Origin of the sequence: Aureimonas sp. Leaf324, assembly GCF_001423245.1 — a bacterium.
Taxonomy (GTDB): Bacteria; Pseudomonadota; Alphaproteobacteria; order Rhizobiales; family Rhizobiaceae; genus Aureimonas.
In genome coordinates, this window is record NZ_LMOH01000025.1 from 228,641 (window position 1) to 255,630 (window position 26,990).

18 protein-coding genes are annotated in these 26,990 nt (G+C 67.7%); 10 read left to right on the plus strand and 8 right to left on the minus strand.

What is annotated here, in order from left to right:
* Positions 1-13: 13 nt before the first annotated feature.
* From ASF65_RS15055 to ASF65_RS15080, 6 genes are all read right to left on the minus strand, one after another.
* Positions 14-1,057: an acyltransferase gene (locus ASF65_RS15055; protein ID WP_055890688.1), complete on the minus strand. Its 1,044-nt coding sequence runs from the start codon at positions 1,055-1,057 to the stop codon at positions 14-16.
* Positions 1,054-2,277 (minus strand): O-antigen ligase family protein, encoded by a 1,224-nt coding sequence (locus ASF65_RS15060; RefSeq protein WP_156369331.1) that lies wholly within the window; start codon positions 2,275-2,277, stop codon positions 1,054-1,056. Before ASF65_RS15060 ends, ASF65_RS15055 begins: the two co-directional genes overlap by 4 nt.
* Positions 2,278-2,429: 152 nt before the next feature.
* Positions 2,430-3,458, minus strand: coding sequence for a calcium-binding protein (locus ASF65_RS15065; RefSeq protein WP_055890692.1), 1,029 nt, complete (start codon positions 3,456-3,458; stop codon positions 2,430-2,432).
* A gap of 212 nt (positions 3,459-3,670) precedes the next feature.
* A complete protein-coding gene (locus ASF65_RS15070; protein ID WP_055890693.1) occupies positions 3,671-4,195 on the minus strand; it encodes an acyltransferase in 525 nt (174 codons plus the stop codon).
* 262 nt (positions 4,196-4,457) lie between these two features.
* The gene (locus tag ASF65_RS15075; protein ID WP_055890695.1) at positions 4,458-7,742 is read right to left on the minus strand and encodes an Ig-like domain-containing protein; all 3,285 of its coding nucleotides are present in this window, start codon (positions 7,740-7,742) and stop codon (positions 4,458-4,460) included.
* Positions 7,743-8,179: 437 nt separating this feature from the next.
* Positions 8,180-9,346 (minus strand): alginate lyase family protein, encoded by a 1,167-nt coding sequence (locus ASF65_RS15080; RefSeq protein ID WP_055890698.1) that lies wholly within the window; start codon positions 9,344-9,346, stop codon positions 8,180-8,182.
* A 407-nt stretch (positions 9,347-9,753) separates the two neighbouring features.
* On the opposite strand from ASF65_RS15080, the gene ASF65_RS15085 reads away from it, so the two are divergent.
* Genes ASF65_RS15085 through ASF65_RS15095 form a run of 3 tightly spaced genes read left to right on the plus strand, consistent with a single transcriptional unit; the run spans position 9,754 to position 13,705 of the window.
* Positions 9,754-11,178: an oligosaccharide flippase family protein gene (locus tag ASF65_RS15085; RefSeq protein ID WP_162239498.1), complete on the plus strand. Its 1,425-nt coding sequence runs from the start codon at positions 9,754-9,756 to the stop codon at positions 11,176-11,178.
* A 17-nt stretch (positions 11,179-11,195) separates the two neighbouring features.
* On the plus strand, positions 11,196-12,482 hold the full coding sequence (locus tag ASF65_RS15090; RefSeq protein WP_055890701.1) for a polysaccharide pyruvyl transferase family protein: 1,287 nt from the start codon (positions 11,196-11,198) through the stop codon (positions 12,480-12,482).
* Positions 12,479-13,705 (plus strand): glycosyltransferase family 4 protein, encoded by a 1,227-nt coding sequence (locus ASF65_RS15095; protein ID WP_055890703.1) that lies wholly within the window; start codon positions 12,479-12,481, stop codon positions 13,703-13,705. The genes ASF65_RS15090 and ASF65_RS15095 overlap by 4 nt, the downstream gene beginning before the upstream one ends.
* A gap of 51 nt (positions 13,706-13,756) precedes the next feature.
* Here the strand turns inward: ASF65_RS15095 and ASF65_RS15100 are convergent, their stop codons facing one another.
* Together ASF65_RS15100 and ASF65_RS15105 are read right to left on the minus strand one after the other, a co-directional pair.
* Complete coding sequence (locus tag ASF65_RS15100; RefSeq protein WP_055890705.1) at positions 13,757-14,965, minus strand: glycosyltransferase family 4 protein; 1,209 nt, start codon at positions 14,963-14,965, stop codon at positions 13,757-13,759.
* A gap of 178 nt (positions 14,966-15,143) precedes the next feature.
* Positions 15,144-16,688 carry an O-antigen ligase family protein gene (locus ASF65_RS15105; protein ID WP_055890707.1) on the minus strand — a complete coding sequence of 515 codons (1,545 nt, stop codon included), beginning with the start codon at positions 16,686-16,688 and terminating at the stop codon, positions 15,144-15,146.
* Between the two features lie 341 nt (positions 16,689-17,029).
* Between ASF65_RS15105 and ASF65_RS15110 the strand changes: the two genes are divergently transcribed.
* The 7 genes from ASF65_RS15110 to ASF65_RS15140 all read left to right on the plus strand — a co-directional run bounded on the left by ASF65_RS15110 (position 17,030) and on the right by ASF65_RS15140 (position 26,933).
* The gene (locus ASF65_RS15110; protein WP_055890709.1) at positions 17,030-17,863 is read left to right on the plus strand and encodes a hypothetical protein; all 834 of its coding nucleotides are present in this window, start codon (positions 17,030-17,032) and stop codon (positions 17,861-17,863) included.
* Positions 17,864-18,154: 291 nt separating this feature from the next.
* Positions 18,155-20,431 carry a polysaccharide biosynthesis tyrosine autokinase gene (locus tag ASF65_RS15115; RefSeq protein WP_244486727.1) on the plus strand — a complete coding sequence of 759 codons (2,277 nt, stop codon included), beginning with the start codon at positions 18,155-18,157 and terminating at the stop codon, positions 20,429-20,431.
* A 3-nt stretch (positions 20,432-20,434) separates the two neighbouring features.
* Positions 20,435-21,205: a hypothetical protein gene (locus tag ASF65_RS15120; RefSeq protein ID WP_156369332.1), complete on the plus strand. Its 771-nt coding sequence runs from the start codon at positions 20,435-20,437 to the stop codon at positions 21,203-21,205.
* A gap of 162 nt (positions 21,206-21,367) precedes the next feature.
* Positions 21,368-23,152 carry a type I secretion system permease/ATPase gene (locus ASF65_RS15125; protein ID WP_055890713.1) on the plus strand — a complete coding sequence of 595 codons (1,785 nt, stop codon included), beginning with the start codon at positions 21,368-21,370 and terminating at the stop codon, positions 23,150-23,152.
* The gene (locus tag ASF65_RS15130; RefSeq protein ID WP_055890716.1) at positions 23,149-24,459 is read left to right on the plus strand and encodes an HlyD family type I secretion periplasmic adaptor subunit; all 1,311 of its coding nucleotides are present in this window, start codon (positions 23,149-23,151) and stop codon (positions 24,457-24,459) included. Before ASF65_RS15125 ends, ASF65_RS15130 begins: the two co-directional genes overlap by 4 nt.
* 214 nt (positions 24,460-24,673) lie before the next feature.
* Positions 24,674-25,879: a polysaccharide biosynthesis/export family protein gene (locus ASF65_RS15135; protein ID WP_244486729.1), complete on the plus strand. Its 1,206-nt coding sequence runs from the start codon at positions 24,674-24,676 to the stop codon at positions 25,877-25,879.
* Between the two features lie 268 nt (positions 25,880-26,147).
* Positions 26,148-26,933 carry a metallophosphoesterase family protein gene (locus ASF65_RS15140; protein WP_082505675.1) on the plus strand — a complete coding sequence of 262 codons (786 nt, stop codon included), beginning with the start codon at positions 26,148-26,150 and terminating at the stop codon, positions 26,931-26,933.
* The last annotated feature ends 57 nt before the right edge of the window (positions 26,934-26,990 follow it).

Sequence of the window (26,990 nt, forward strand, 5' to 3'; positions counted from 1 at the left end):
GAAGCCGCGCACGTCAGCGCAAGGGCTGGTCGGCACTCGCCAGGCCTCTGCGCCGGACCAGCGCATCGTTCAACGTCGATTTCAAACGCTGGCGAAGCGGGATGTCGTAGAAGCGGGTGATGATCGGCGTGACGCAGCAGAAGGCCGCGACCAGCCCGACCATGCCGATCCAGGGTGCGAGGCCGGCCTTGCCGGCAGCCAGACTGCCGATCGACAGAAGCGAGTAATGGAGCGCGTAGACGGGATAGGAGATCTCGCCGAGCCACCTGGCGCCGATGAAGGACCGGCTGTGGGCGCCGAGGATCACGAAGAGCGGCGTCAGGACGACCACGAAGACGAGGTCGTAGAGCGGGTGCTTGATCGGTGCGACGAGTGCCGCGAAGAGGAGGGCCGCCAGGAGATAGGGGTTGATCCGCCACTGCGGCAGGCGATCCAGGACGTCGTAGAGAAGCAGTCCCATCGAGAACGAGAAGACGACCCGCACGAGGCCGACCTGGAACGTGTCGATCGTTCCGCCCGCCCCGAACAGGCCGCCGTAAGCGATCGGCACAAGCATCGGGCCGGAGACGAGCAGGATGAGCATGAGCGCGCCTCTCGTCAGATGCCTCGCCCATTTCGCGTAGGCGAAGTTGGCGAGAAGCTCGAACATCAGCGACCAAGCGGGTACGTTCAGGAACATGTAGGCGCCGACGATGGGCGTCGGCAGAAGGAGGAGGTTCAGCGTGCCGCCGGATACGATCTCCTCGAGCGACGGGGCGCCCGGATCGTGCAGGACGAAGAGCGCCACGGCCCGCAGAAGCGCCAGGAGAAACCCGAGGAGCAGCACCGGATAAAGCCGCGCCACCCGCAGGATCGCGAATTGCGCGAAGGACATCCCGTCGACCAGCCGCTGGCGATAGGCGTGCGCGATCACGAAGCCGCTCAGCGCGAAGAAGAAGTCGACCGCGAGATAGCCGACCGGGGCCCTGAGGTAGGGAACGGTCGCGATATGATAAAGAACGACGGCGAGCGCGGCGATGCCGCGCATACCATCGAGAGCGACGTAGTGGCGGGTCATCGCGGCGCGGCTCCGGCGGCAACGATCCCCTCGGTCGCCCCGAAGCGCCGTCGGGGCTCCGTGTCCGCGCGGTTGCCGGCCGGGGCCGGCCCCGCCCTTCGACCCGCCTCGGCCGGAGCGCAGGCCGCGAAGATGCCGACGATCACGAGAAGGAAATGCGTCGGCGTGGCCAGCGCATTGTCGGTGATCGAGATGGCAAGAAACCCGATCAGCGCGAAGATCGGCGCGTTGTCGCCGCGTCCCCACTTCTGCTTCGCGTACCAGACCGTCGCCACAAGAAGGATGTAGAACACCCAGACCCCGACATGGCCAAGTTCCACGAGAAGCCGCAGATAGTCGTTGTGGGCAGCCATGGACTGGAACAGGATGTAAACCTCACGCGGGGTCGACCAGTACTGGTGACCGAAGCCGATCCCGAACTCGGGATACATCGACGACAGTTCCTCCAGCCATGGCCACATGATCTCGCGCCCGCTGAGGCCGCTGCCCGTGGCCCGCGCGGCGTAGCGCATGTAGGCGAGCGGTCCGATGACGCAGGCGGCCGCAACGCCGACGGCCAGTCCTGTGATCTTCTGGCTGATCGTCCGACGCCTGGAGAACAGGAAGGTCAGCGCGCAGACGCCGAGCGCGACCGCGAAGGCGACGCGGGCGCTGGTCAGGATCATGATCCCGGCGTTCATCAGGAGGAGGACGTAATATTTCTGCCGGCCGAGTTCTGTGAGGAGTAGCGAGGCCAGCATGCCAGACATCGCAAGCCCGCCGAGGAACGCCGCGTTCAGCGAACCGCCGAAGCGCGCCTGCCCCGTATTGAACTCGACCGAAAACGCCGACCGCAACCCGACGACCTGATAGGCGAACCCGATGACCGCGCAGGCCACGGCGAACCAGGCGGCGGAGATCAGGATCGTGTCGCGATCGGTGGCCGTCGGTCGGGCCGACAGGAGCAGATAGATCAGAATGTATTGGTTCAGAGCGTTGAGGAGATACGACCACTGGAAGTCGGGGTAGTCCGTCATCGCCCCGAGAAAAAAGATCATGACGGTGATGAACACGAGGTTCGCGAGCGCGAAAAGGTTCAACTCCCGCCCGACGAGGAACAGCCCGCCAGCCAGGAGGAACAGCGACTTCACCAGCGCGTTCGCCGCCTCGATCTTGAAGAGGTCACCGATGTTCAGGACGAAGGCCGCGTAGGCGGCCAGATACATCAGTCGAAATTGCATCGCTCGCAGGCCCTGATCGAAGTCGGTCGGACACTGCCCGATCGGTGCGCGCGTCACAAGGTCGGGTCGGGTCGACCACCCGAACCCGACCTGCGAAAACGGCCGCCGATGATGACTCGCCAGCGGCCGCCGGAATGATCGATATCTCGCGCTCAGCCGACGAGGATATGAGCGTTGTCGAGGAAATCGAGGTTCTTGCCAACATAGGCGATGTCCTGCGCCGCACCGCCGCCGGTGCCGTCCGCGTCGTAGGACAGGTAGCCGGTCGCCTTGTCGTAGATGACCTGGCCATGGTCGGCGTTCGCCGCGGTGCCCACGACGAAATCCGTCCCGGCGAGATGGCCGTCGACGGCCGTCAGGTTGGTGAAGACCGACTTGTTCAGCTTGATGAAGTCGTTGCCGTCGAAATCGAAGATCTGGTCGCGGTTCGACGCCCCGAAATGGCTGAAGGCGAAGGTGTCGGAACCGCCCTTGCCCCAGAGCTGGTCGTTGCCCGCGCCGCCGTCGATGACGTTGTCGCCCTTCGAGCCGGTGATCAGGTTGTTGAGGTCGTTGCCCGTCCCGTCGATATTGCCGGTCTTGAGGCGCAGGTTCTCGACGCCCGCGCTGCGGTTGAGGTCGACCGAGGCGCTGGTCCAGATCGTGTCGATGCCGGCGTCGGGACCGGCGACATACTCGTCGCTGCTGTCGAACGTGTAGGCGTCGTTGCCGCTCGACCCCTGATAGGTGTCGACACCGCCGCGCCCGTCGAGGAAGTCGTTGCCGCTGCTGCCGACGAACGTGTCCACGTTGTCGCTGCCGTAGATCACGAAGCGCTCGACATGGCTGGCGACGATCGTGCCACCCGCGCCCACGGCGAGGTTGGCGCCGGTGTCGGTCGCGGTCATCGTGATGGTCGCGGTGTTGGAGGCGAGCTCCAAGCTGTCGGTGCCCGCGCCACCATTGTAGATCGTGGTGCCGACGACCGCGTCGTTCGCCTTGACGATCAGGCGGTCGTTGCCGTCGCCGCCCGAGAAGGCGGACGAGGCGAAGGTTCCGCCGGTCGGGACGGTGCGGAAAATGTCGTTGCCGGCCAGTCCGGCCACGAGCGCGTTCGTGTAGCCGGAGGCAGACAGGGTATCGTCGCCCGTGGTCAGGGGCAGGTAGTCGTCGACGTTGCCGACAGTCACGATGTTCGCCATGGATCCCTCTCGAGGCTCGAGCCGACGGGGTTTTCAGCCGAGAGGGTTTATGCCCTTGCTCCGATCTATCGTCAATTCTTCGTTATCTAAAGGAATGCGAAGAGTGCCGGCTTGGTGAATCCGCGCGGAGCGATCGGCAAGCCTCGATCCAGCGGTCCGGCCAGCGCTCGGGGACATCGCCGGCCGATAAGCGGTGCGACGCTCCTCCCCCCTTACGACGAGGGCGCTCCCGCCTGGGCCCGGGCTTCCCGCACGCGGGCCTCCTCGGCCTCCCACAGCGCGTTACCGGTGGCATTCGCGCTCGGGAAACGACCGTAGGGCCCCACTTCGATGTCGCTGCGGATGATGCGGGCGGGATTGCCCGCGACGATCGAGCGGGGCGGGACGTCCTTCGTCACGACGCTGCCCGAACCGACGATGCTGCCGTCGCCGATCTGGATGCCCGGCATGATGATGCTGCGCGCTCCGATGAAGCAGTGCCGCCCGATCCGGGTGTGGAGGTAGAGACCGCGCGTCATGTCGTGAGTGAGGATCGAGACGTCGAAGGCGACGTAGCTCTTCTCGCCGACATGGACACCGCGCGGGAACGTCTTGTCGAAGCGGGCGCTGAGCGAGAAGTTGGCGGTGGGATGAATGTCCATCTGCCAGACCCGGCAGTAGATCCACCATTTAGTCTTCACGATGAGCTTGCGCACGCCGAGGAAGCGGTTGAGGCTGGGCAGCGTTCGTTTGGACATTGTCGGACCGTTCTCCAGCGTCGCGCTCGGATCGAAATTCGTCGCCGCGTTCCACAGGGGAAAGCGGGTACCCGGATCGAGCGTCCAGGCACGCGCCCTTGTGCACCGCGGTGCCGACGACGTTTAGCCAGATGCAGACGGCTTGAACAGGGCGTGCTTGCCGATGGGCGGGGCCGGACGCTTGCGGGCAGGCGCCCCGTCCGACGGAAAGGCGCCCGCCCGCGGGAAGCTCGGGCCGGACCTCCCGACCTCCGCCTCCTTCTCAGGCGAAGAGGACGTTGGTTTCGGTGAGCGCCGCGAGCTTCGTGTTGAGAAGCGTCACGCTCGAATGATCGTCGATCTGGATCATCACGTCGGCTCCGACCTGGTGGGCGTCCGCCAGAAGCTCGTTCAGGCTGTGCAAGCCGGTCGCCTCGAAGCGCAGGACATCGCCGCCGGCCGACAAGGCGCCGGCCTTGAAGTCCCGCACCACGTCGTCGCCGCCGTTCTGCCGGAAGACGAAGGTGTCCGAACCGCCGTTGCCGATCATCACCTCGTGCGCCGAGGTGCCGACGATCCGATCGTTGCCGCTGGTGCCGAGAACATGACGCTCCTCGAGCGCGGTAACGTTACCCGCCGCATCCTTTGCCGAAAAATCGAACGTGTGGATCTTGGAGGGGTCGACGGCGAGCTTGGCCGTCCAGGCGCTCGACGTCGCGTTCAACGTCGTGGTCGCCACGCCATCCCGCACGACGCTGATCTGGCCCGGCGTCTCGCTGATCGTGCCCCGCAACTGGACCTCGCCGCCAGCGGTCGCCGTGATCCGCGAGACCGCGAGATCCGGGCCCGTCATGTCCACGACGACGTCCTTCGACTTGGAGAGGACGCCGGTGTTTCCGGCGGCGTCGGTGGCGGTCGCGGTCAGTCGGTGCGCGCCCTCATCGAGACCGGAGGCGAGATAGGACCACTTGCCGTCGGCCCCGGTGACCGCCCCGCCGATCCGCACACCGTTGTCGAAGACGTCGACCTTCGACAGGGCTTCGGCCGTGCCCTTCAGGAGAGCGGCATCCTCGCGGACATAGAGCTTCGTGGCGTCGCCCTCGAAGACGGGCCGCGCCGGCCCCTTGGTGTCGACGGTCATGGCGACGCCCGCCGATGTCGCGCTCTTGTTGCCGGCGACATCCGTCTCGATCACGGAGAAGACGTGCTGGCCGTCGGTGAGCGTCTTGGTCGAGAAAGTCCACTGGCCCGAGGCGTCGGCCACCACCGTGCCGAGGACACGCGAGCCGTCGAGGATCTTGACCGACGAGCCGGCGTCCGCCCGGCCCGACAGGTCGGCCGTCTGGGCATTGGTCACGCCGTCGCCGGCGACGCCGCTGTCGGCATAGCGGAGCGTCGGCTGGTCGACCACGGGGGCCTTGGTGTCGATGGCGAGCTTGTCGCCGAGATTGCCGCCCGCGGTGGTCGCATCGATTGCGACCCCCGTCTTGACGGACCGGATCGCCGCATCGCCGAGAGAGATCTTCGAGACGGACAGGTCCGAGACGTCCTGACCGTCCGCCACCTTGTAGGTGAAGACGAGCGTGTCGCGTCCGTTTCCGTAAGCGTAGTTGGCGACCGCGCCGTTGCTGAGCGTGACGGCGAGGCCACCGCCCTTGACGTTGACCAGCTCGTCGAAGCGCACGGCGACCGTCACCGTTTCGCCCGCCTTGGCCGACCCGTCCGAATTGAGAAAGCTGAAGCCGAGCGGCGTTGGACCGGCCGTCGGGGCGGCAGGGGTCGTTGGAGCTGTGACGGGAGGAGCGGCCACCCCTGCCGAGCCGCCGGGCGCAGCCGCCGCAGGGCCGGCCGAAAGGTCCGGCGCAGGAGCCTTGCCGGCGCCGAGCGCCGCCGTCGTGTCCGACATGCGCCACTGGACGTTGGCAGCGGAGAAATCGCCGGGTTTCACACCCTGCAGCGTTGCGAGCGTCGTCCAGCCGCCGTGGCCATCCGAAGCCTGCACCAGCGTACCGGCGCCGGCGGCCGAGACGCGCAGGTGACCGTCCGCCAGAGGATCGCCGCTGCCCCAGCCGAGGCGTACGGCCAGAACCGAGACGTCGAGGATGTCGCCCTTCGCTCCGGCCTGGAAGTCGGTGATCGTGTCCCCGCCTTCCGACAGTTCGTGATAGGCGAAGCGGTCGCGGCCCTCCCCGCCCGTCAGCTGGTCCACTCCGGCGCCGCCCCAGACATAGTCGTTGCCCACGCCGCCGTTGATGACGTCGCTGCCCTTGCCGCCGAGCAGCATGTCGGCCTTGGCCGTGCCCGTCAGGACGTCGTCGACCGTGTTGACCGTGTCGCGGATGGCGGAGTTCACCATCGACACGACGTCGGACTTGAAATTGTATCCCTTGCCGATGCTCTCGAAGACGCTGTCGGTGACCGTGTTGTTCTGCGTCTTCCCGGAGATCATGAAGGCGTATTGCCCGATCTCGCGCGCCACGACGTTGGACACGTTTGCGTCCCGCCCGTCGCCCTTGCCGTATTCGAAGAACTGCAGGGCGTAGCTGTTGTTGACGCCGCCGCTGTCCTTCAGGCCGTTCCCGATTCCGCGGAAATCGGCGATCATGCGGGAATCGAAGGCGAGCACGTTCTCGTAGAGACCGCCGCGGGACTCGGAGTGGAAATCGAAGGCGGCGCGGTCGGCGTCGTAGGCGACGGCATCCTTGGCATGAAGCTGGATGTCGGCGCCGTAGCTCGTGGCGCTCGTTCCGTTGGCGGCGGTGCCGACGCCATGCACGAGGACGGCATGGCTCGAGTGCTCGACGAACAGGCCCTTGATGTCGGTCGAGAAGGAGGCCGAGGACTGCACGCCGGCATAGACGTTGTGCGCGGCCACGTCGCGAACGTCGGCATTGACGCCGTTGACGATCTTCAGCCCAACGCTGCCGTTGCGCAGATCGACGTCGGTCACCGTCGGCTCGACGAGGTTGCGCAGATGGATGAGGTCGGCCGCCCCCTTGGCGGTGGCGAAATCGCCGCGTCCGCCGCCGATCGCACCGTTCTTGATCGTGAATTCGGCCGTCGAGAAGGTCGAGGCCCGCACGTTGGTATGATAGAGGCCCTGGTCGACCAGCGCCCCCTTCAGGATGACCGTGTTGCCCTGGATCGCCACGACCTCGGCCGCCTGGCCGAGCCGCGTCGGCTGGCCGCCGTCGCTCGCGTCGATGTGGTCGCCGAGCAGCGCGTCGTCGGAGACGACCTTGACCCAGCTGCCCACCTTCAGGTCGACCGGGATCTTGTCGTAGGTGATCGTCGCGTTGCCGTTCTGCGAGCCGAGCGCCACCGACGACAGGGCGGAGGCCTTGGCGTCGACGTAGAGGATGCTGTTAGCGCCTCCGCCGACCAGGGTGCTGCCGTTCAGATCGATCGTGATGTTCTGCTTCTCGAGGAACATGACGATCTGCTTCGTGACCGCGATGGTCTCGTCCTTCGGCAGCACGAGGGTGCCGCCCGTGGCGGTCAGAGCCTTCAGTCCCGTCTCGATGTCGGCCTGCGTCGCCTTGGGCCGAAGCTGGATGATCTGCGACATAATCTTCCCCGAAGTCTTCGCGTCGCTCGCATGGGTCGGCGACGAACTGTAACTTCAAGGTACGAAAGAAAATTTCCTAATAACCTCACTCGAACGACTGTCTTTAATTCAAATTATATATTGCTCCGATCTTGGCATCCACTCATAGCCTCGACGAACCGCCGGAGCGGCTCGACGACCGCGCAATCCCCGGCAGGGCGTGCTGTCGCAAGGGTCTTCGGTGGTATCCGGTTGAATCGAAGAAAGAATTTTGACGGCTTCACATCCGGGCTGGATCCGCGAAAAGCGTGCCGCCTCGCCGGACTGCAAGCCTCGCACGGGCCCGACGTTGCTGTCGGTGCCCCGGATCGTTCTTCAAGTCGTCGTGAAGCGTCCCGACAGGATCGCTCCCGTGAGGCCGGCGCGTATCGGATCAGACGCGACGGCCTTGCCCGACCTTACGGCGGGCAGGCCTTCGCCAGGGGCGGGCCGACGCGCGCGGTGATGTTCAGCGCAATGAACTGCGAGGACACCGGCCCCGATCGCGCCGAGGCGCATTCCAACCGCTTCGAGAGCGCCGGATCGTCATGGCGGAAATGATCCCGGAGGAGTTCCACGAACGGCGGCAGGGCCTTCGGCATTTCCTGCGGCCGGGTCGTGTAGGGCTTGAGGATCGACGGGTCGTCCAGGGCGTCGAGCGTGAAACGCGTGACGTTCGCAAGCCGGCGGTCCTGTTCGCGTGTGAGAGGACGCCCGTTCGCCTCGACGATGCGCACGAGGATCGCCATCGGGTTGAGCGCGAAGATCTGGTAATGGAGCGCCTTGCCGCCCCGGCGCAATTCCTGCGGCATGGCACCGTCGGGCGTTGCGGTCTTGAGGGCGCGATCGAGCTGATACGCGGCAAGATCGACGCCGTCCGCCTCGCCGCGTGCGATCGCCAGCATGGACAGGGCGGCCGCGCCCCAGTGGGCGTGGTTCGTCGTGGGCTTGTCCCATCCCAGCGCGCGCGGCGACGGCGGCAGTTCGGGATAGCCGCCTTCGATCGCCTGCGAGAGACGGGCGAACCAGTCGACGACCGCCGCCCGGTCGCCGGTCTGCCAGGGGGCCATGTCGGCGGCCTGGAAGGCGTTCACCGCCGCGATCGCGGTCCAGCTCGTCAGAAGCGCTGCCTGCCGGCGCCCGTTCCGGTCGTTGTCGTCGAGCCCGTCGAGCATCGCGCCGGCTCTAGCCCAGGCGACCAGCGTGCGCTGCAGGCATTCGGCGGCCTCCGCGCGGCGCGCCGGTTCGTTTTCGTATCGCGTCAGCCACAGGAGGATCGACGTCTTGAACCGCTCGGTCGCGCCGATGCGGCGCGAATAGGCCGCCATCTTGCCGCGATCGACGACCGACTGGGTGGCGCCCGGTGCGTAGAAGGTGAACATGCCGGACATGTCGACGAGCGGCGGGACGATGTGGCGGCAGGACGCCTTCTGCGACGCCTGCGAGGGATCACCGATCCGGTCGGTCAGTTCGAAAGGGTAGCGCAGATCGGCGTTCGCCGCGCCGGCCTGGAGGACGACGGCCAGGCCGGCGGAGAACGCCAGGGCCCGCAGGGCGTGGTCGATCCGACCCAACTTCGGCTTCATGGCACGATCCTTCCTTGATCGAGAGCTCGACCGGATGCGGCCGGGACAGGTGGCGACCGCGTGCGCGAGCCCAGGCAATGGGCGACGGCCGGCACCGACAAGTCGATCGTCCGAGCCATCGGACTTAAGATCGACGGGTGATTTGCGCGGCCCCAATACAACCATGGCGTGCAGTTGACTCGTCCTCGCGATTTCGGTCTAAGCCGCTCCGCCCGGACCGACGCGACCTGCAAATGTGCAGTTCTCCCTGCTCGATCCTTGTGTCCGGAATGCGAATTACAGAAAATTTTGCAGTGCAGCGAGGAATTGTGCAATGATTCATCGCTATGTCGTGATCGGCGTCTTCGTCGGCCGTTCCAACGGGAACGACGATGCGGCACGGTTTCGTCAGGAATTCGCGGGGACACGTGACGTCAGTCAGAACTAGCCTGATCTGGTCCGCCGCGCGCAATTGGGGGACGCGGCTCGGATCGGTGATCGTCTTCATCGTGGTCGCGCGCGTCCTGCCTCCGAGCCAGCTCGGCCTCTTCGCGACCGCCGCGACCGTGATCGCCGTGGCGGAGCTCGTCGCCGAGAACGGCCTCGGGGAGGCGGTGGTCCAGGCGCCGGAACTCGACGATCGTCTCCTGTCGGCCGCGATGATCGTCAACGTCATCCTCGCCATGGTGGTGGCGGGCGCCCTCCTCGCTATCGGTCCATGGCTCGAGACCGCGCTGGAGGCCTCGGGGCTCGAGGCGATCCTCAGCGTCGTCGTTCTCGTCATCCTGTTCAACGCCTTCAGCTACGTGCCGCAGGCCTATCTCCGGCGCCGGTTCGAGTTTCGCTGGCTGGCCTTCCGGGCGCTCGTCGCGACCGTGGTCTCGGGCGGCGTCGGCATCACCATGGCCCTGACCGGCTTCGGCGTCTGGAGCCTCGTCGCGCAGGCGCTGCTCGCGGCCTTCCTCAATCTCGTCCTGGTCTGGCGCGCCAAGCCCTGGCACCTGCACCTCGTGAACCCCATGGCCGCCGCGCCGCTGTTCAGGGTCAGCGGCCACATCTTCGGCTCCAAGCTCGTCGACTTCGTGGCCAATCGGGGGATCGAGCTGGCCATCGCAGCGGGCGCGGGTCCCGCCGCCCTGGCGCTCTGGGTGATGGCCTCGCGCCCCTGGGCGGTGCTGATGCAGCTCGTCTCGGCTGTGACGATGGACGTGGCGCTTCCGAGCTTCGCGCGGCTCGCCTCCGACCGCGAGGCGCTCCTGCGCGCCTACTACACGTCGATCCAGACGACGGTCGCCATCGGCACCCCGATCTTCGTCCTCCTCGCGATGGTCGCGCCGGAGGTCATGAACGTCCTCTTCGGCGAGAACGGGCGCGACGGCGGCTACGTGCTGATGCTTCTGTCGCTGCTCGGCGCGATGCAACTCATGCAGTACTACAACGGGACGCTGCTCAACGCCGTCGGCCTGTCGCACAAGTCGTTCATGATCTCGATCGTGAAGGCGGCCGCGATCAGCATCGCCTTGGCGGTCACATTCGGCCAAAGCCTCTGGAACGTCGCTCTCGGCTTCACGATCGCGCAGTTCCTGATCACGCCGCTGAGCTTCGCGGTGGCCAGCCACGCGCTCGACTACTCGATCCGGCACCTCCTGAAGCTGATGGCGCCGTTCCTCATCGCCGAGGCCGTCGCCTGCGCGGCGATCCTCGCACTGCGCGAGATCGCGCTGCCGTTCGAAGCCGCGTTCCTGCGCGGCGCGTGCCTCGGACTGGCGGGCGGCGTCGTCTATCTCGTCGTCGCCTTCCTGATCGACCGCCGCACGACGCGGCGCATCCTGACCAACATCGTAAAGCGATAGGACTGAGGCCTTTATCCATGGCGGACGGTAACAAGAAGGCGCTCCGGGAACTGGCGCGCGAGGTCATCGTGGCGCCGCGGATGTTTCGCGAGTGGCGCAAGCTGACGAAGGCGCCCGTGCGCAAGGTGGCGCCCGGCGCCGCGACGCGCGTCGCGATCGTCCCTTGCGTCCCGCGCAATCCGTTCGGCTCGCGCGGCGACGAGGCGATGATCCAGGCCGTGATCGACGCCCTGCGCCAGAACGGCATCGCCGGGTCGATCGGCATCGTCACCGAGACCGACGCGCTCCCACCCCATATGGCGTCGCAGGGTCTCGTGGCCGAGCCCTGCTGGGGGGCGCCGTGGCGGCTCGCCAAGGTCTTCGATCGCATCAGGGACTACGACGCCGTCGTGGTCATCGGCGCCGACCTGATGGACGGCTATTATTCCAGCATCTCCTCGCTTCGCCTCTGGATGGTGGCCGATCTCTTCAGCCGCGTCCGGACCGCCGGCATCATCACCGGCTTCTCGTTCAACGCCGCGCCGCGCTGGCCGGTCCGTGCGTTCCTGAAGCTTCGGGGCCGCTCGCCGCTGGTGGTCAACCTGCGCGATCCCGTTTCGCTGAAGCGGTTCGAGGAGGCAGCCCCCGGCGTCGGCCGGCTCGTCGCCGACTGCGCGTTCCTCCTGAAGCCCGAAGCCGGAGCCGACACCGCCTCGACGATGGAGTGGATCGCCGCCCAGCGCGCCAGCACCAACGTCGTCGGTCTCAACGTCCACCCCATGCTGTCGCCTGACCGCGATCCGGCGGCGATCGAGCGGATCGTCCAGGCGACCGCCGAAGCGACCCGCACCCTGATCGACCGTCGCGGTGTTTCGGTCCTGCTGCTTCCGCACGACTTCCGTCCGGGCAACAACGGCGACGTCGCGATGCTGGAGCGCGTCGCCGCCGCGGTCGACCGCCCGGACCGGGTGCGGCTCCAGGCCGGCGAAATCTCGGCTGCCGAAATCAAGGGTCTTGCGGCCGAAACGGAACTCGTGATCTCGGCACGCATGCACTTGGCCATCGCAGCGCTCGGCGCCGGCGTGCCTGTCGTCGGCATCACCTACCAGGACAAGTTCGAAGGCCTTTTCGAGCACTTCTCGCTGCCCAAATCCTACCTGATCGATCGTACGAAGGCTGGGGACGCCGCCCTGATGACGCGCGTCTTCGACGACGCGTTCATGGCCCGCGGCGACCTTCGCGCTTCGGTCGAGGCCCATGTCGGCGACGTGAAGGCCAAGTCCCGCTCGACCTTCGACGCGCTCGGCTCGGCCATCGCCGGATGACCGGTTCCGCCCCGCCGTCGAACGCCGCCCGCAGAGCCGTCCTCGTCTGCGAGGAGGTGCCGGTCGCCGGCACCAACGGCGCGGGGAGCTACAATCTGACGGTCCTGCGCGCGCTGCGGGCGCTGGGCTGGCGGATCGATCTTCTGGTCACCGGCCGGCGCGTGCCGGAACGGATGCCGGAGACCGACTTCGGCGGACGGGTCGACTTCCTCCATGCGCGGCAGGTCGGACCGTTTCTGGTGCCGACCTCGCCGGGCGCCGTGGCGCGATCGGTCCATCGCTTCCTGAAGCGGGTCCGGCCCTCGGGGCAGGGCCCGGCACAGGGCCGACAGATCGCCATCGGCCGTTTCCTGAGCGACGCCGAAGTCCGCGCTGCCGGACGGCGCCTTGCGGCCACGCCGCCGGACGCGGTCTTCGCGGACACGATCTTTCGCAGCGGCGTTCTCGCCGCGATCCCGCCGGAGGTGCGCCATCGCATTCTGATCGGCCACGACGTCTTCCACCACCGCGTCGCCTCGCTGCGCGCCAACGGCTTCGAGGCGACGCCCGCGGTCGACCGCGCGATGGAGGAACGTCTCTACCGGCAGTTCACCGGCGTCGTCTCGATCAACGCCAGCGACGACCGCACCGCGCGCGAGATGGCGCCGGGCGCCCGGCACGCCACGGTTCTGCCGAGCGCCGGCGGCGCGCAGCTCGCCGCGGACGGGCGTCCGCATGCGGGCCACCGTCTCTTCTATCTCGGCAGCCTCGGCGCCCATAATGTCGACGGACTGGCCTGGTTTCTGGAACACGTCTGGCCCGCGATCCGCCTCCGCCTCCCCGACGCGACGCTGGACGTGGCGGGCGCGATCGCCGAGCGCTTCCCCGATCCGGTCGTGGGCGTCACATTCCACGGGCGCGTCCGGGATCTCGAGGCGCTCGCCTCGCGGTGCGCGGCCGCCGTCAATCCGGTGCGGATGGGCAGCGGCATCAAGATCAAGATGGTCGACTATTTCGGTCTCGGCCTGACCTGCGTCGCGACGCCGAAGGCCGCGGAAGGGTTCCCGCAGGATCCCGCACCACCGTTCGAGGTGGCCGGCGAGGACGCGTTCGGCGATGCGGTGGTCACCCACCTCACCGATATCGACGCGAGGGTGGCGATGGCGAGCCGGGTACCCGCCTACCTAACCTTGTTCTCGGATGCAGCCGCCGCCGAGCGGGTCTCGAGCCTTCTCGCGGACTGATCCCAGCGGCACGGTCCGGGCCGTGCCGCTCGCCTTCGCCTCCCCGGCCGGTCAGGCGCCGGCGAGCCCCTTGGTGCGCGCCGATGCCGCCAGGCGCGCATAGGCTGCGACGTAGCGCTCGGCCTCGCGGTCCCAGTCGAACTGGGCGTCCGCCAGTGCCTTGGCGCGCAAGCCCGCCGCGCGGCGAAGCTCCAGATCCTCGATCAGCGGGCGGGCGGCGGCGGCGAGCCCCGCCGGCGTCGCGTCGGCGGCGTAGCGGCCGGCATCGCCGAGCAGGCGCCGCGTCTCGGTGAGGTCGTAGGAGACCGACGGGATGCCGAGCGCGGAATACTCGAACACCTTGTTCATGCTGATCTTGTCGTTGTACTCGTTCACCGGGTCCGGAATGATGCCGATGTCGAAGGTCGACAGCGCCGAGAGGAGATCCTCGCCGCGCAGGTAACCGGTGAAGGTGATGTGCTCGGCGACGCCGAGTTCGCCCGCCAGTTGCCGCACCGACGCCAGCGCCGGACCGTCGCCCACGACCACGGCCCGGATGTCGCGCTGCCCATGATCGGCGACGAGGTGATGGACGCAGCGCACGAGATGGTCGACGCCGTCCTGGTCCGCGATGATCCCGACATAGCCGAGGACGGTGCCGGCGCCCGCGCGCAGCGCCTCGTTGGGCGCCACGCGGCGGATGCGCGCCTTGTCCGGCACGCTGTAGACCGTGACGACGTCCTCCGGCTTCTTGCCACCGCGCGAGATGGCGAGGCTCCGATAGGTCTCGTTGGCCGAGATCACGAGGTCGGCCGTGCGGAAGGTCGCCTTCTCCGCCATGAGGAGCAGGCTGTGGAAGAAGCCCTTACGCTCGAACTTGGCGACGAAAAGCTCCGGGCAGACGTCGTGATGGTCGAAGACGAACTTCTTGCCGAAGAGCTTGAAGGGCGCGGCGACGAGGAAGATGAGGTCCGGCGGATTGCACGCCTGGATCACGTCGAAGCTGCGGCGGCGGCTCACCTTCAGGAGGAGGCGCAACTCGTGGAACAGCGCTGCCGCATACTCATAGAGGAAGGCGAACTTGCCCGAGGCTTCCAGCGGCAGGTTGTGGCGGAAGATCTCGATGTCGTCGATCGTCTCGAAGGCGGCCGGGAACTGCTCGCTCTTCGGGCAGATCACCGAGACCGTCCAGCCGGCGTCGCGCAATGCGCATGCCTCCTGCCAGACGCGCCGGTCGAGCGGCACGGGAAGATTCTCGACGACGATTACGCAGGACGGCATCGCAGGCCCTCAAACTCTTCGGGAACGATCGGCCGTGCGGCACAAACGCCAGCGTCGGCAACTATCTCATAGAGGATGAAGCTTGTATCTTGCTGCAGCGCACCAATCAAGGTTGGGGTCGGGTGTGCTCGTGTCATCATGGCGTATGGTGAAGACGACGGCGGCGCGTTCGGCCCCGTCATCCCGGCCGTTCGCCCCTCGACGTCGGGCGCGAGGGTGCATCCGCGCGGCGGCCGAGACTGACGGTCGTCGCCGCCGCGAGATAGGTTGCGAAATAGGCGGCCATGCCGGGAATCTGCAGAGAGAAGTCGACCAGTCCGTGGAGACTGACGAGGACCAGCGCACCGAGGGCCATGAGCGGAACCACCCGCATCCGGCGGCGGCTGCGCAGGCCCCGGACGAGATTGCCGACGATGTGGGCATAGCCGAGGAGGACAGCGGGGATGAAGACGACCCCCAGTCCGACCAGCCCTTCGAGGTAGATGTTGTGGGCCCGCAGGAAGACGTCCCAGGGCGCGCCACAGCCCGGCGGCCGGTAGATCGGAAACACCGAGGCGAAGGTCGCGAACCCCGTTCCGAGCCGCCAGTTCTGCCCGAACGCGTCGAGGGCCGACCAGTAGAGGCAGAGGCGCACGTCGTCGATCCCGCGCGTCGCCATGCGCTGGATCGTCAGGCCGCCGAAGAGGCCGCCGACGACCAGCACCACGAGGGCGACGATGCCGTAGGCCACGAGCACGCGGCGCAGTGTCAGAGGCCGGCCACCTGCGGATCCGCCCGTAGCCCGGCTTCCGTCCAGCCAGAGAAAGGGCAGGACGAGGACGAAGGCGATCGATGTCGAGACGAGCGCGCCGCGCGATTTCGTCAGGAACAGCGCGAGAAGAACGACGAAGGCGGCGAAGAGCCAGGCCATCACGCGCCGCGAGCGCTCGGACGGCAGGCCCGGATCGGAGATCAGCGACCACAGGGAGAACCGTCCGCGCCGGTCGCGCGGCAGGGCAAGGACCGCGAGCGTCGCCAGAATGAGGCTCGCGACCCCAAGGAAGCTGCCGGCCGTGTTGCGATTGACGAAGACGCCGGTGAGACTGTCGAGATAGGCCGTCTTGGCGGTCAGGAGCAGGCTGTCCGGAAAGAACGCCACCTGGGCGATCCCGAACACGGCGAACGCGAGACCGAGGGCTCCTAGCCACGTCAGGAGCCTGAGGGCCCCATCGTCGCCCCGGAAGAGGCTGAGTCCGGCGCCATAGAAGACGAAGGGCAGGATCAGAAGGAAGATCGCATCCCGTGTCGCGGCCGGATCGACCGACACCGCGCCGCCGATCGGCCCGACGAGGCGGGCGACGGCCGACCAGAGCGGATTGGCGACCGGATTGCCCTCGAAGTTCCATGACTGGAAGAGGACATAGGCGACGAGGCCGCCGGCCATGAGGAGCGCCCAACGCAGGGACCACCGAATCCTGGCATCCGGGGGCGATGACAGGGCGCCGACGAACAGCGCGCCGCCCACGAGGACCAAGGTCACGAGGAGCGCCGAGTAGGACACGGCCCCGCGCGAGCCGACGCAGACCGCGAGCGCCGCGACGAGGAGTGCGCGACCGAGCAGCGTGAGACGCGACGGCCTGCGCTCCGAACCATCGACGCCGGCGGCATGACCCGCGCGGCGATGGCCGGGCGACTCCTCGGTCTTGATCTCCAGATGGACGCTCTCGAACCCCGTTGCGGTCATGGCAGATCGGCCGTTACCGCGAGGATCGCGCATTCGACGGGATGATCAGGCCACCGCTGGGGACGGCGCGCCTGCAAGGTCTCCGCACCCGATCGGGAACGCGCAGCGAACGACCATTCATGCATCCCCGTCCGCCTCGACAATCCGCCAGACCGCTCGCTGAGATGACGATCCGGCGTCGGCCGAATCGTCGGCAAGGCGGGCGCCGACCCAACTTGCCGTCAACGTTAACGAAATGCAGTTGCCGGGAGCGGCATCCGCGCTTTCTTATGATCATTGTTATATGCTAGTCAGGTCACGAGTAATAGATGACTTGTCCCGCGTCGAGGTCGAGGTTTGTGATGAAGGGGTTCTGGATCGGTGTGATGGGTCTGGCGCTGCTGGCGCCGGCAGGCAGCGCTCTTGCGCAGGATGGCGCCGCCGCGCCGGCCGGCGTGCAGATGCCTGCTCCATCCGAACAAGCGCCGGGCGCATCGACGATGCCGGATGCGCCGGCGTCCGGTGAAACCACCGCAGCGGGCCCGAATGCCACCGGCTGGGAGGGTCCCATCCCGGATGCGCCGATCGGCCTTCGCACCCGGCTGTCGGCGGACGCGGTGAACGCTTGGCTGGCCCAGCCGCGCACCGTCCTCGACCAGAACCCGGACGGCGGACGCAACATGGCGCAGTACGTGCGCTCGCTCGCCGGCAGCGACAATCGGACGGTCACGGCGATGGTCTCGCTGGTCAGCCGCCCGGACGTGAACAGCGGGCAGGTCGGCTCGGCCGCGGAAGGCCTGGCCAGCGCGATGCGCGACGCGGAAAACGCAGCTCCGAGTTATGCGGCGTACATCCAGTGGGCCGTCGCCCAGTCCGGCTCCCCTCAGCTGATCGCCGCGTTCCAGCGCGCGTCCGGCGCCGATGAGGATCGCACGGCCTCGATCGGGGCAGGCGGCGGTGGCGCTGGCGGCGGATCGCCCGGCAGCGGCTCGCTCTCGGGCGCCGGGGCGCCGGGCGTCTCGGGTCCCGTCGGCGGCAGCTCGACGGTTCCGACGTCGAGCGGTGGTCTGGCGTCGCGCGGTGGCAGCGGCAGCGTCGCCCTCAGCGAAGGAGATCGTCTCCTGGGCGGCACCTCGGGCCGCCTCGTCGTCTGCATCGTGGACGCGAGCACGACGGGTTGCCAGGACGTCTTTTGACCGAGCCTTGCAAGATCGGGGCGCAAGCGCCTTGATTTTGACGCGGAATGGCTGAATGCCCAGATCAGCCGACGGAAGCGGGACCATGCTGCTCCCGCTTCTTGCATGAATGGCCTGTCGAAGACCGCCGGTCCGATTGTGTCCGACTATGGGTCCGAGATCCGAAACCAGCCTCACCGAGCGTCGACCTCGGTCGACGACGGCGGGCCCGGACACCGGGCTGTGATCCCATCGCATCCGTCGGTGCAGGCTCTTGCCGGGCCTGCGCCGACGTAACTTTATCGAGGCGTCATGCTGCATTATCCCGAGATGGCCGCGCACGACACGGCAGCGTCCAAGGCCGGCAAGGGCAGCTCGGGCGAGTTCCTCAACGTCGAGCGCATCCTGGCCATGGTGCGCCGGCAGATCGGCATCGTGATCGCAGCGGTCGTGGTGGGGATTGCGGTCGGCCTCGTGTTCCTGATCACGGCCGTCCCGACCTACACGGCCTCGACCGACATCCTGATCGATAAGGGCCAGTCGAAGCTCGTCGACGAACTCGCCAGCGCCAGCGGCGTGTTCCAGGACGAGGCGGAAATGCTGAGCCAGGTCGAGCTCCTGAAGTCCCAGCAGATCGCCAGCGCCGTGGTCGACCAGCTTAAGCTCGACCAGAACGACGCCTTCCTCGCCGGCTCGCCCTCGCTGATCCGCAGCGCGCGCGCAGCCGTCGGCAAGCTGATCGCCGTGATGCGCCCGGAGCTTCCCGTCGAGGAAGCCGACATGGCGGCGCGGCGGCGCGAGGCGGCGATCGACATCCTTCAGGGCGGTCTGGACGTCCAGCGCGTCGGCCGGACCTACGTGCTGCGCCTGACCTACGAGTCCCCCGATCCGGCGCTCGCCGCCAATATCGCGACCGCGTTCGGCAGCGCCTATCTCGACGACCAGCTGCAGGCGAAATACACCGCCACGCGCCGCGCCAGCACCTGGTTGCAGGACCGCATCGCCGAGCTTCGCCAGCAGTCCTACGACGCCGACCTCGCCGTCCAGAAGTTCCGCAACGAGAACGGCCTGCTGCAGACGGGCACCGGCCTCGTCTCCCAGCAGCAGCTCAGCGAGATCAACACCCAGCTGACCGCGGCGCGCGCGCAGACGGCCCAATCCAAGGCACAACTCGACCAGATCGAGCAGATCATCAAGGATGGGCGCACCGACGCCCTCGTCAACGACGCGCTCGTCAGCACGACGATCAACACCCTGCGGGCCAAGTATCTCGACGCCGCGCGGCGCCAGAGCGAGATCGCCAGCAAGCTCGGGCCGGATCACATCCAGGCCGTGCGCCTGCGCGCCGAGATGCAGGAATACGAGCGGCTGATCTTCGGCGAGCTGCGCCGCATCGCGGAGAGCTATCGCAGCACCTACGCCGTGTCCCAGGAGCGCGAGCGCTCGCTGGAGGCGAGCCTGTCGGAGGTGACGGCCGTCAACGCCGACGACAACACGCTGCAGGTTCGCCTGCGCGAACTGGAGCGCGAGGCGGAAGCCTATCGCGCGCTCTACGACGACTTCCTGCAGCGCTACCAGCAGACGGTGCAGCAGCAGTCGTTCCCGATCACCGACGCGCGCGTCATCAGCACGGCGCAGGTCCCCGACAAGCCGAGCGCGCCGCGCACGCCGCTGGTTCTCGCCCTGTTCGCGGTGATGGGCGCGGCCGCCGGCGCCGGCATCGCGGGCTTCCGCGAGTATCGCGAGCGCTTCTTCCGCGTCGGCAGCCAGGTGCGCAGCGAACTCGACATGGAGTTTCTCGGCTTCCTGCCGATCCTCGACCCGGCGGATGCCAAGACCGGGGAGCAGAAGGCGACGCCGTCGCAGATCTGGGGGCCCGGCGCGCTGGCGACCCACGTGCGGCGCCATCCCATGTCGTCGTTCGCCGAAACCCTGCGCAACATCAAGGTGGCCGCCGATCTCGGCATGCCGGACATCCCGTGCAAGGTTATCGGCGTCGTGTCCTGCGTGCCTGGCGAAGGCAAGTCGTCGGTGGCGGCGAGCTTCGGCAATCTCCTCGCGCTCCAGGGCATGCGCACGCTCTTGATCGACGGCGACATCCGCAATCCGGGCCTGACGCGCAGCCTGCAACGCAAGCCCGAACTCGGCCTCGTCGAGGTGATGCTCGAACAGGCCGAGGTCGACGACGTCGTCCTTCGCGACGAACCGACGCCGCTTGCTCTCCTGCCGACCGTGATGCGCAGCCGCGTGACGAACACGAGCGACCTCCTGGCCTCGGCCAGCATGGGGCGGCTTCTCCAGCGCTTCCGCGGCCAGTTCGACTATATCGTGGTCGATCTCCCCCCCGTCGGCCCGGTGGTGGACGCCAAGGCCTTCGCGCAGCGCGTCGATGCCTTCGTGTTCGTGGTGGAGTGGGGCAAGACCTCGCGTCAGCTGGTGCGCAGCGCGATCGCCAGCAATCCGGTGTTCCAGACCAAGTCTCTCGGCGTCATCCTGAACAAGGCCGATTCGAAGAAGATGCGGCTCTACCGCTCCTACGGATCGCCCGAGTACTACGCGTCCCGCTACGAGTCCTATTACCGGGACTGACCCATGCAGCGACGTCGAGCCGATCCGTTGGCATGCCTGGCGGCTTTGGCGGTCATCGTTGCCAGCGGCTACGCGCTCGTCGGCGCCGTCGCGGCGGAGCCCTGGGTGCGGTACGCGCTGCGGCTGGAAACCGCGACCGAACCCGTCGCGCTCTCCGACACCCTAAGGATGAGGCTGGCCGACGAACTCGCCCGCGGGACCGGCGCGTCCTGCGACTTCGACCTGCCGGAGGGGCACGTCACCGTGGCGATGGACCTCCTGCGCAGGAGTCTCGCCGACGGGCCGGACGCGCGCGCCGAGGCCGAGCGCGTCGCCCGCAAGACCGTCGGCAACGCGCTCGGCTGCAACGCCGCCGACGGAAACCTCTGGTATCTCCTCGCCCTGCTCGAGGATCGGGCGGGAGCGGACCGGAGCCGAATTCGCGAACTCGTCCTTCTTTCCGCCGCTCTGTCGCCCTACGAGGCCGACACGCTGGCCAAACGGGGGCTTTTCGTGGCGTGGCAGTTGTCACGCGATAGGATCGCACCGCCGCTCGACGTCCAGGCGGATCTCCGCCGAGCCGTCGCGACCGCCAAGGTCGAGCCGGCGGCCCAGATCCTGGCCTCGCTCCGGTCGTCAGGCCATGAGGCGCTCGCCGACGATCTCGTCGCGGATCTACCCGAAGAGCGCCTGGAGGCGTTGCAGTCGGGGACGAGCTGGCGGCGGTCGACCTTCGGACGGGCCGACAGCTATCGGCGCTTCGAGTACCGCCCGTTCGGCGACTCGGATCGCTGACGGCCGACGGAGGGGCCCGGTCCCGTCCGGGCAGGCGAATGGTCCCGATGTCGACGATCGGCTTGGGTTCATTCGGGAAATCGAAAGCGTGGCCGGTATAGGATCGAACGGCTCGCGGGGTTCCGATCGGGGGAACGGCGGGCTTCGAACGAGGTAGGGCGCATGACGGAAGCATTCGGAACCACGCGGCGCCTCGGTCCCGAGCGCGAGCTCTTCAAGGCGATCGCCGCCTGCCGCGGTGCGTTCGTCGGCATCGCGATCCTCAGTCTCGTCCTGAACGTCCTGTTCCTGACGGGCTCGTTCTACATGCTGGAGGTCTATGACCGCGTGCTGCCGAGCGGCAGCGTGCCGACCCTTGTCGGCCTCGCGATCATCGTCGCCGCCCTCTATCTCTTCCAGGGCGTCATCGACATCATCCGCGGCCGGCTCCTCGCCCGTGTCGGCACGGCGGTCGACGCGCAGATCAACGAGCGAACCCTTCACGCGATCACGCGGCTTCCGCTCCTCACCTCGGGCATCGACAGCACGCAGCCGGCACGCGACCTCGACACGATCCGCGGTTTCCTGGCGAGCCCCGGCCCGACGGCGGTGTTCGACCTGCCCTGGATTCCGTTCTACCTCGTGATCTGCTTCGCCTTCCATCCGGCGATCGGCTGGGCCGCGACGATCGGCGGCCTCGTTCTCGTCGCGATCGCCCTTTGCACCGAAATCTTCTCGCGCAAGCTGGTCGAGAGCACCTATGTCCTCGGACGCCAGCGCAACTCGCTGTCGGAGACGTTCCGGCGCAACGCCGAGGTGCTGCGCGCGATGGGCATGGAGGCGCGGCTCGGCCAGACGTGGACCGGCATCAACGACCAGCTCGCGACCGCGCAGCAGAAGAGCGCCGATCTCACGGCCGGGCTCGGGGCGATCTCCAAGGTCACGCGCATGATGCTCCAGTCCGCGGTCCTCACCGTTGGCGCCTATCTCGTGATCAACGGCCAGGCGACGGGCGGCATCATCATCGCGAGCTCAATCCTCAGCGCGCGGGCGCTCGCGCCGATCGAACTGGCGATCGGCCAGTGGCGCTCCTTCATCTCGGCCCGCACCAGCTGGCAGCGCCTCTCCAACATCCTCTCGCACATCCCGGTGCCGGCCGAGCCCCTCGACCTGCCCGCCCCGACCCGCCAGCTGTCGGTGGAAAACCTCACCGTCGCCCCGCCGGCGAGCCGCATGCCCATCGTGCGCGACGCCAGCTTCCGGGCGCGGGCCGGCGACGGCATCGGCATCATCGGGCAGAGCGCCTCCGGCAAGTCGAGCCTGGTGCGGGCGATCGTCGGCGCCTGGACGCCGCTCAACGGCGCCATCCGCCTCGACGGCGCCTCGATCGACCAGTGGTCGCCCGACCGGCTCGGCGTCCATATCGGCTACTTACCCCAGGAGCTGCAGCTCTTCCCGGGCACCGTCGCGCAGAACATCGCCCGCTTCGACGCGAGCGCGACATCCGACGAGATCATCGAGGCGGCGACAGCTGCCGGCGTCCACGAGATGATCGTGCGCCTGCCCGACGGCTACGAGACGACCACGGGCGAGAACGGCCTCGGCCTCTCGGTCGGTCAGCGCCAGCGCATCGGGCTCGCCCGCGCCCTGTTCCGCAAACCTTTCCTCGTCATTCTCGACGAGCCGAACTCGAATCTCGACGCCGAGGGCGAGGCCGCCCTCACCAACGCTTTGGCCGGCGTTCGGCTGCGCGGGGGCATCGTGATCGTCGTGGCGCACCGCCCGAGCGCGCTGGTCGCGATGAACCTCGTCCTGATGATGGCGAACGGACGCATTCAGGCATTCGGCGACAAGGACGACATTCTGGGCCGCGTCCTCTCGCCCGTGCCGGCCGCGCCCGCGGTCGCCGATGAACGACCCGGCGCCCAGCAGCAGATCCGGCAGAACCCGCAGGCGGAGTCCGCATGAGCAAGCTCCTTACCCAAACCACCCAGCGTTCGATCCGGCGCCACCTGACGGTCGGCATCGCCCTCGTGGCGCTGCTCAGCGGCGTCGTGGGCGGCTGGGCCGCCAATGTCTCCCTGTCGGGGGCGGTGATCGCGCACGGGACGCTCGTCGTCGACACGGCGATCAAGCAGGCCCAGCATCCGCTCGGTGGCGTCGTCGAGACGCTGGCGGTGCGCGAGGGCGATCAGGTCTCGGCCGGCCAGCTCCTCGTGCGCCTCGACGCGACGCAGGCCCGGACGACCCTCCAGATCGTCGTCAAGCGCCTCGACGAGGCGCTCGCCCGCAAGGCTCGCGCGGAGGCCGAGCAGGCGTCGCGCCCGACGATCACGGTGCCGCCGGAACTGGCCGACCGTCGCGACACGCCCGACGTCCGGGAAGCGCTGGCGGGCGAGGAGACGATGTTCGAGCTGCGCCGGGCCGCGCGCGAAGGCCAGCAGACCCAGTTGCGCGGGCGGATCGACGAGCTGGAAGGGACCATCGCCGGGCTCACCGAACAGGTCGCCTCCAAGGACGATCAGCTGAACCTCATCGACGAGGAACTCGGCAACGTCGTCTCCCTCGTCCAGAAGAAGCTCGTCACCGCGACACGTGCGACGACGCTGAAGCGCGAGCGGGCCGAGACGCTCGGCGAACGCGGCCAGCTGACGACGACGATCGCCGAGGCGAAGGGCAAGATCGCCGCCGCCAAGCTTCAGATCACGCAGGTCGACCACGATGCGCGCGAGACCGCCTCGCGCGAGATCCAGGAGGCCCGCGCGCAGATCGCCGAATACGTCGAGCGCAAGACCGCGGCCGAGGACGAGTTGCGCCGCATCGAGATCCGCGCGCCCCAGAGTGGTGTCGTGCACAAGCTGATGGTCCACACGGTCGGCGGCGTCATCCGCCCCGGCGAGACGATCATGGACATCGTGCCGCTCGAGGAGAAGCTCAGCGTCGAAATCCAGGTCCTGCCGAAGGACATCAACGACGTCCATGTCGGTCAGGGTGCCAAGCTGCGATTCTCCGGGATCAACCAGCGCACGACGCCGGAGATCAGCGGTACCGTGACGCGTGTGGCCGCCGACGTCGCCGAGGACAAGCGGACGGGCCTTCCCTACTACTCCGCGCGGATCGAGGTCACGCCGGAGGAGATGGCCAAGCTGACCGGCCTGCGCCCCGTGCCGGGCATGCCGGTCGAGGCCTTCATCCAGACCGGCGAGCGCACGGCGCTGTCCTATTTCGTCCAGCCGCTGTCCGATCAGGTGTCGCGCGCCTTTCGCGAACGCTGAAGCAGAGCGCCCATCTCCCCCCCGCGCTCGTCAGCGAGCGCGGGGAAAGCGACTCAACGGAAGCCTGGTTCTACCTGCGGGCGCTTCAAGTGTCGCGCAAATGCAACCGTTAGAGATTCTACGGTCATTAACCTTCCTTCTCTATAGGATGTCGCGCCGCTCCGACTTATGGTTTGCAGCCCGAGGCTTGGTGTCCGCTGGATAGGTGTTCGATTTGTATAGATCCAAGACGATCGGTCTGACATTCAGCCTGCTGGGCGCCTTCGCATCCGCCGGCTGCACGACCCTCCCCCGCTCCGGACCGGACGACCAGCGCATCCGCGACGAGGCGACGATCTACTTCGCCGCCGACAAGAAGAAGCCGTTGACCGACTACGTCCTGGTGGACCTGACGGAAACGGTCCTCGGCTACTTCCCGATGCACGCGCAGAGTCTCTCCAAGGGCTTCGGCCCCAGCCGTCGCGGCGCACCGGAGCTGCCGCTCGGCAAGGGCGACACCATCCAGATCACCCTGTTCGAATCGTCGGCGGGCGGTCTCTTCATTCCCGCCGAGGCCGGCAGCCGTCCCGGCAACTTCATCACGCTGCCGCCGCAGACCATCGACACGACCGGGCGCATTTCGGTGCCCTATGCCGGCACCATCACCGTCTCCGGCCGCACACCGGGACAGGTGCAGGCCGAGATCGAGGATCGCCTGTCCAACCGGGCGATCGAGCCGCAGGCGATCATCAATCTCATTGAGAAGCGCTCAAGCCAGGTGTCCGTGCTTGGCGACGTGAACGCGGCCGCGCGCGTCAGCCTCAGCGACGCTGGCGAGCGCGTGCTCGACGTCATCTCGCGCGCGGGCGGCATCAGCGCGCCGGCCGAGGAAACCAGCGTCACGCTGCAGCGCGGCGGAACCTCGGCGACCGTGCCGTTCAACCAGCTCGTCACCGCGCCCGGCGACAACATCTTCGTCTACCCGAACGACACGATCTACGTGAACCGCGAGAGGCGGACCTATCTTGCCTTCGGCGCGTCCGGTCTCAACGGCTCGATCGACTTCGAGGACGCCAACCTCAGCTGGGCGGAGGGCGTCGGCAAGGCGGGCGGACTCCTCGATTCGCGCGCCGACCCCGGCCAAGTCTTCCTCTACCGCATGGTCGATGCCGAGACGCTCACCCGCATGGGCTTCCCGGTCGCCGGCAAGACCGGCGTGACCTTCCCGGTCATCTTCCGGGCGAACCTGCGCGATCCGTCGATGCTGTTCCTCGCCCAGCAGTTCCCGATGAAGGACAAGGACATCATCTACGTGTCGAACTCCGACTCGGTCGAGGTGGTGAAGTTCCTGGACATCATCAACTCCGCGACCAGCGGCGTCAGCGGACCGCTCGTGGACGCCGCCTCCGTGCGGACCTCGACCCGCCTGATCACACGCTGATCCGGGTCGCCGGGCGTTCGTCGCCCGGCCCCGCTTCCCGCCGGCCGATCGGCGGTCACGTTGTCCGTCCGCGGATCTCCGGGCCCGGTGGCTCGGCCGGCACGCGTCATCGCTTGCGGGGAACCCAAGGCGTCAGCCGGCCTTTTCCTCATGGACGCCGGCGCTTGGCTCCGGAATGGTGCAGGCAACTGGGAGCGGCCGCAGGACGCCGTCCATCGGGCGCTGGAACGGGATCGTTTGCGGAATGGGTTTCGGCTCGATCACACGGATGCTGAAGGATCGCCTGCCGGGCCGAGTGCCACAGCGTTCCGGCGCAGGGCGCACGTCGCGACGCCGGCTCAACATTTCGCTCGATCCCGTCGTGACCTATGCGATCGGCGATATTCACGGCTGCATCGACAAGCTGCGGCGGCTCGAACGGCGGATCGTCGACGACGCCGCCTCGATCGAACGCTCCAAGCTTCTTGTCTTTCTCGGCGACTATATCGATCGCGGCACCGGGTCGGCGGCGGTGATCGAGCACCTGATGGCGCCGCCGCCGGAAGGCTTCAGCCGGATTTGCCTGTGCGGCAACCACGAGGAGGCCCTGATCGACGTCCTCGACGGTCGACGGACCCTCGACGACTGGATGCGTCTCGGCGGTGAACGCACGCTGATGTCCTACGGGTACGACGTCGGCTACTTGGCCAAGCTTCGACGCACTGCGGGCGACGCGGCCGCCATCGTGGAGGCGCTTCCGGCAGGGCATATCGAGTTTCTCCGTGAGCTTCCGGTGACCCTGTCGACCCCCTCCTACCTTTTCGTCCATGCCGGCGTGCGCCCCGGGATCGATCTGTCCGAGCAGCGCGACGAGGACCTCCTGTGGATCCGCGAGCCCTTCCTCTCCGAGGGACCCGGAATATCCGGTCGCCTGGTCGTGCACGGGCATACGCCGGGAGAGACGCCCGTGGTGCGGGACCATCGCGTCGGGGTGGATACGGGGGCTTATGCGGGCGGCCCGCTGACGGCGGCACGGCTGGACGACGCGGCGATCTCCTTCCTCGACGATCGGTAAGACGTTACGGTGGGGCGTCCAGCCAGCATCGACGCCCGGACAATGCCGGAACGGCTC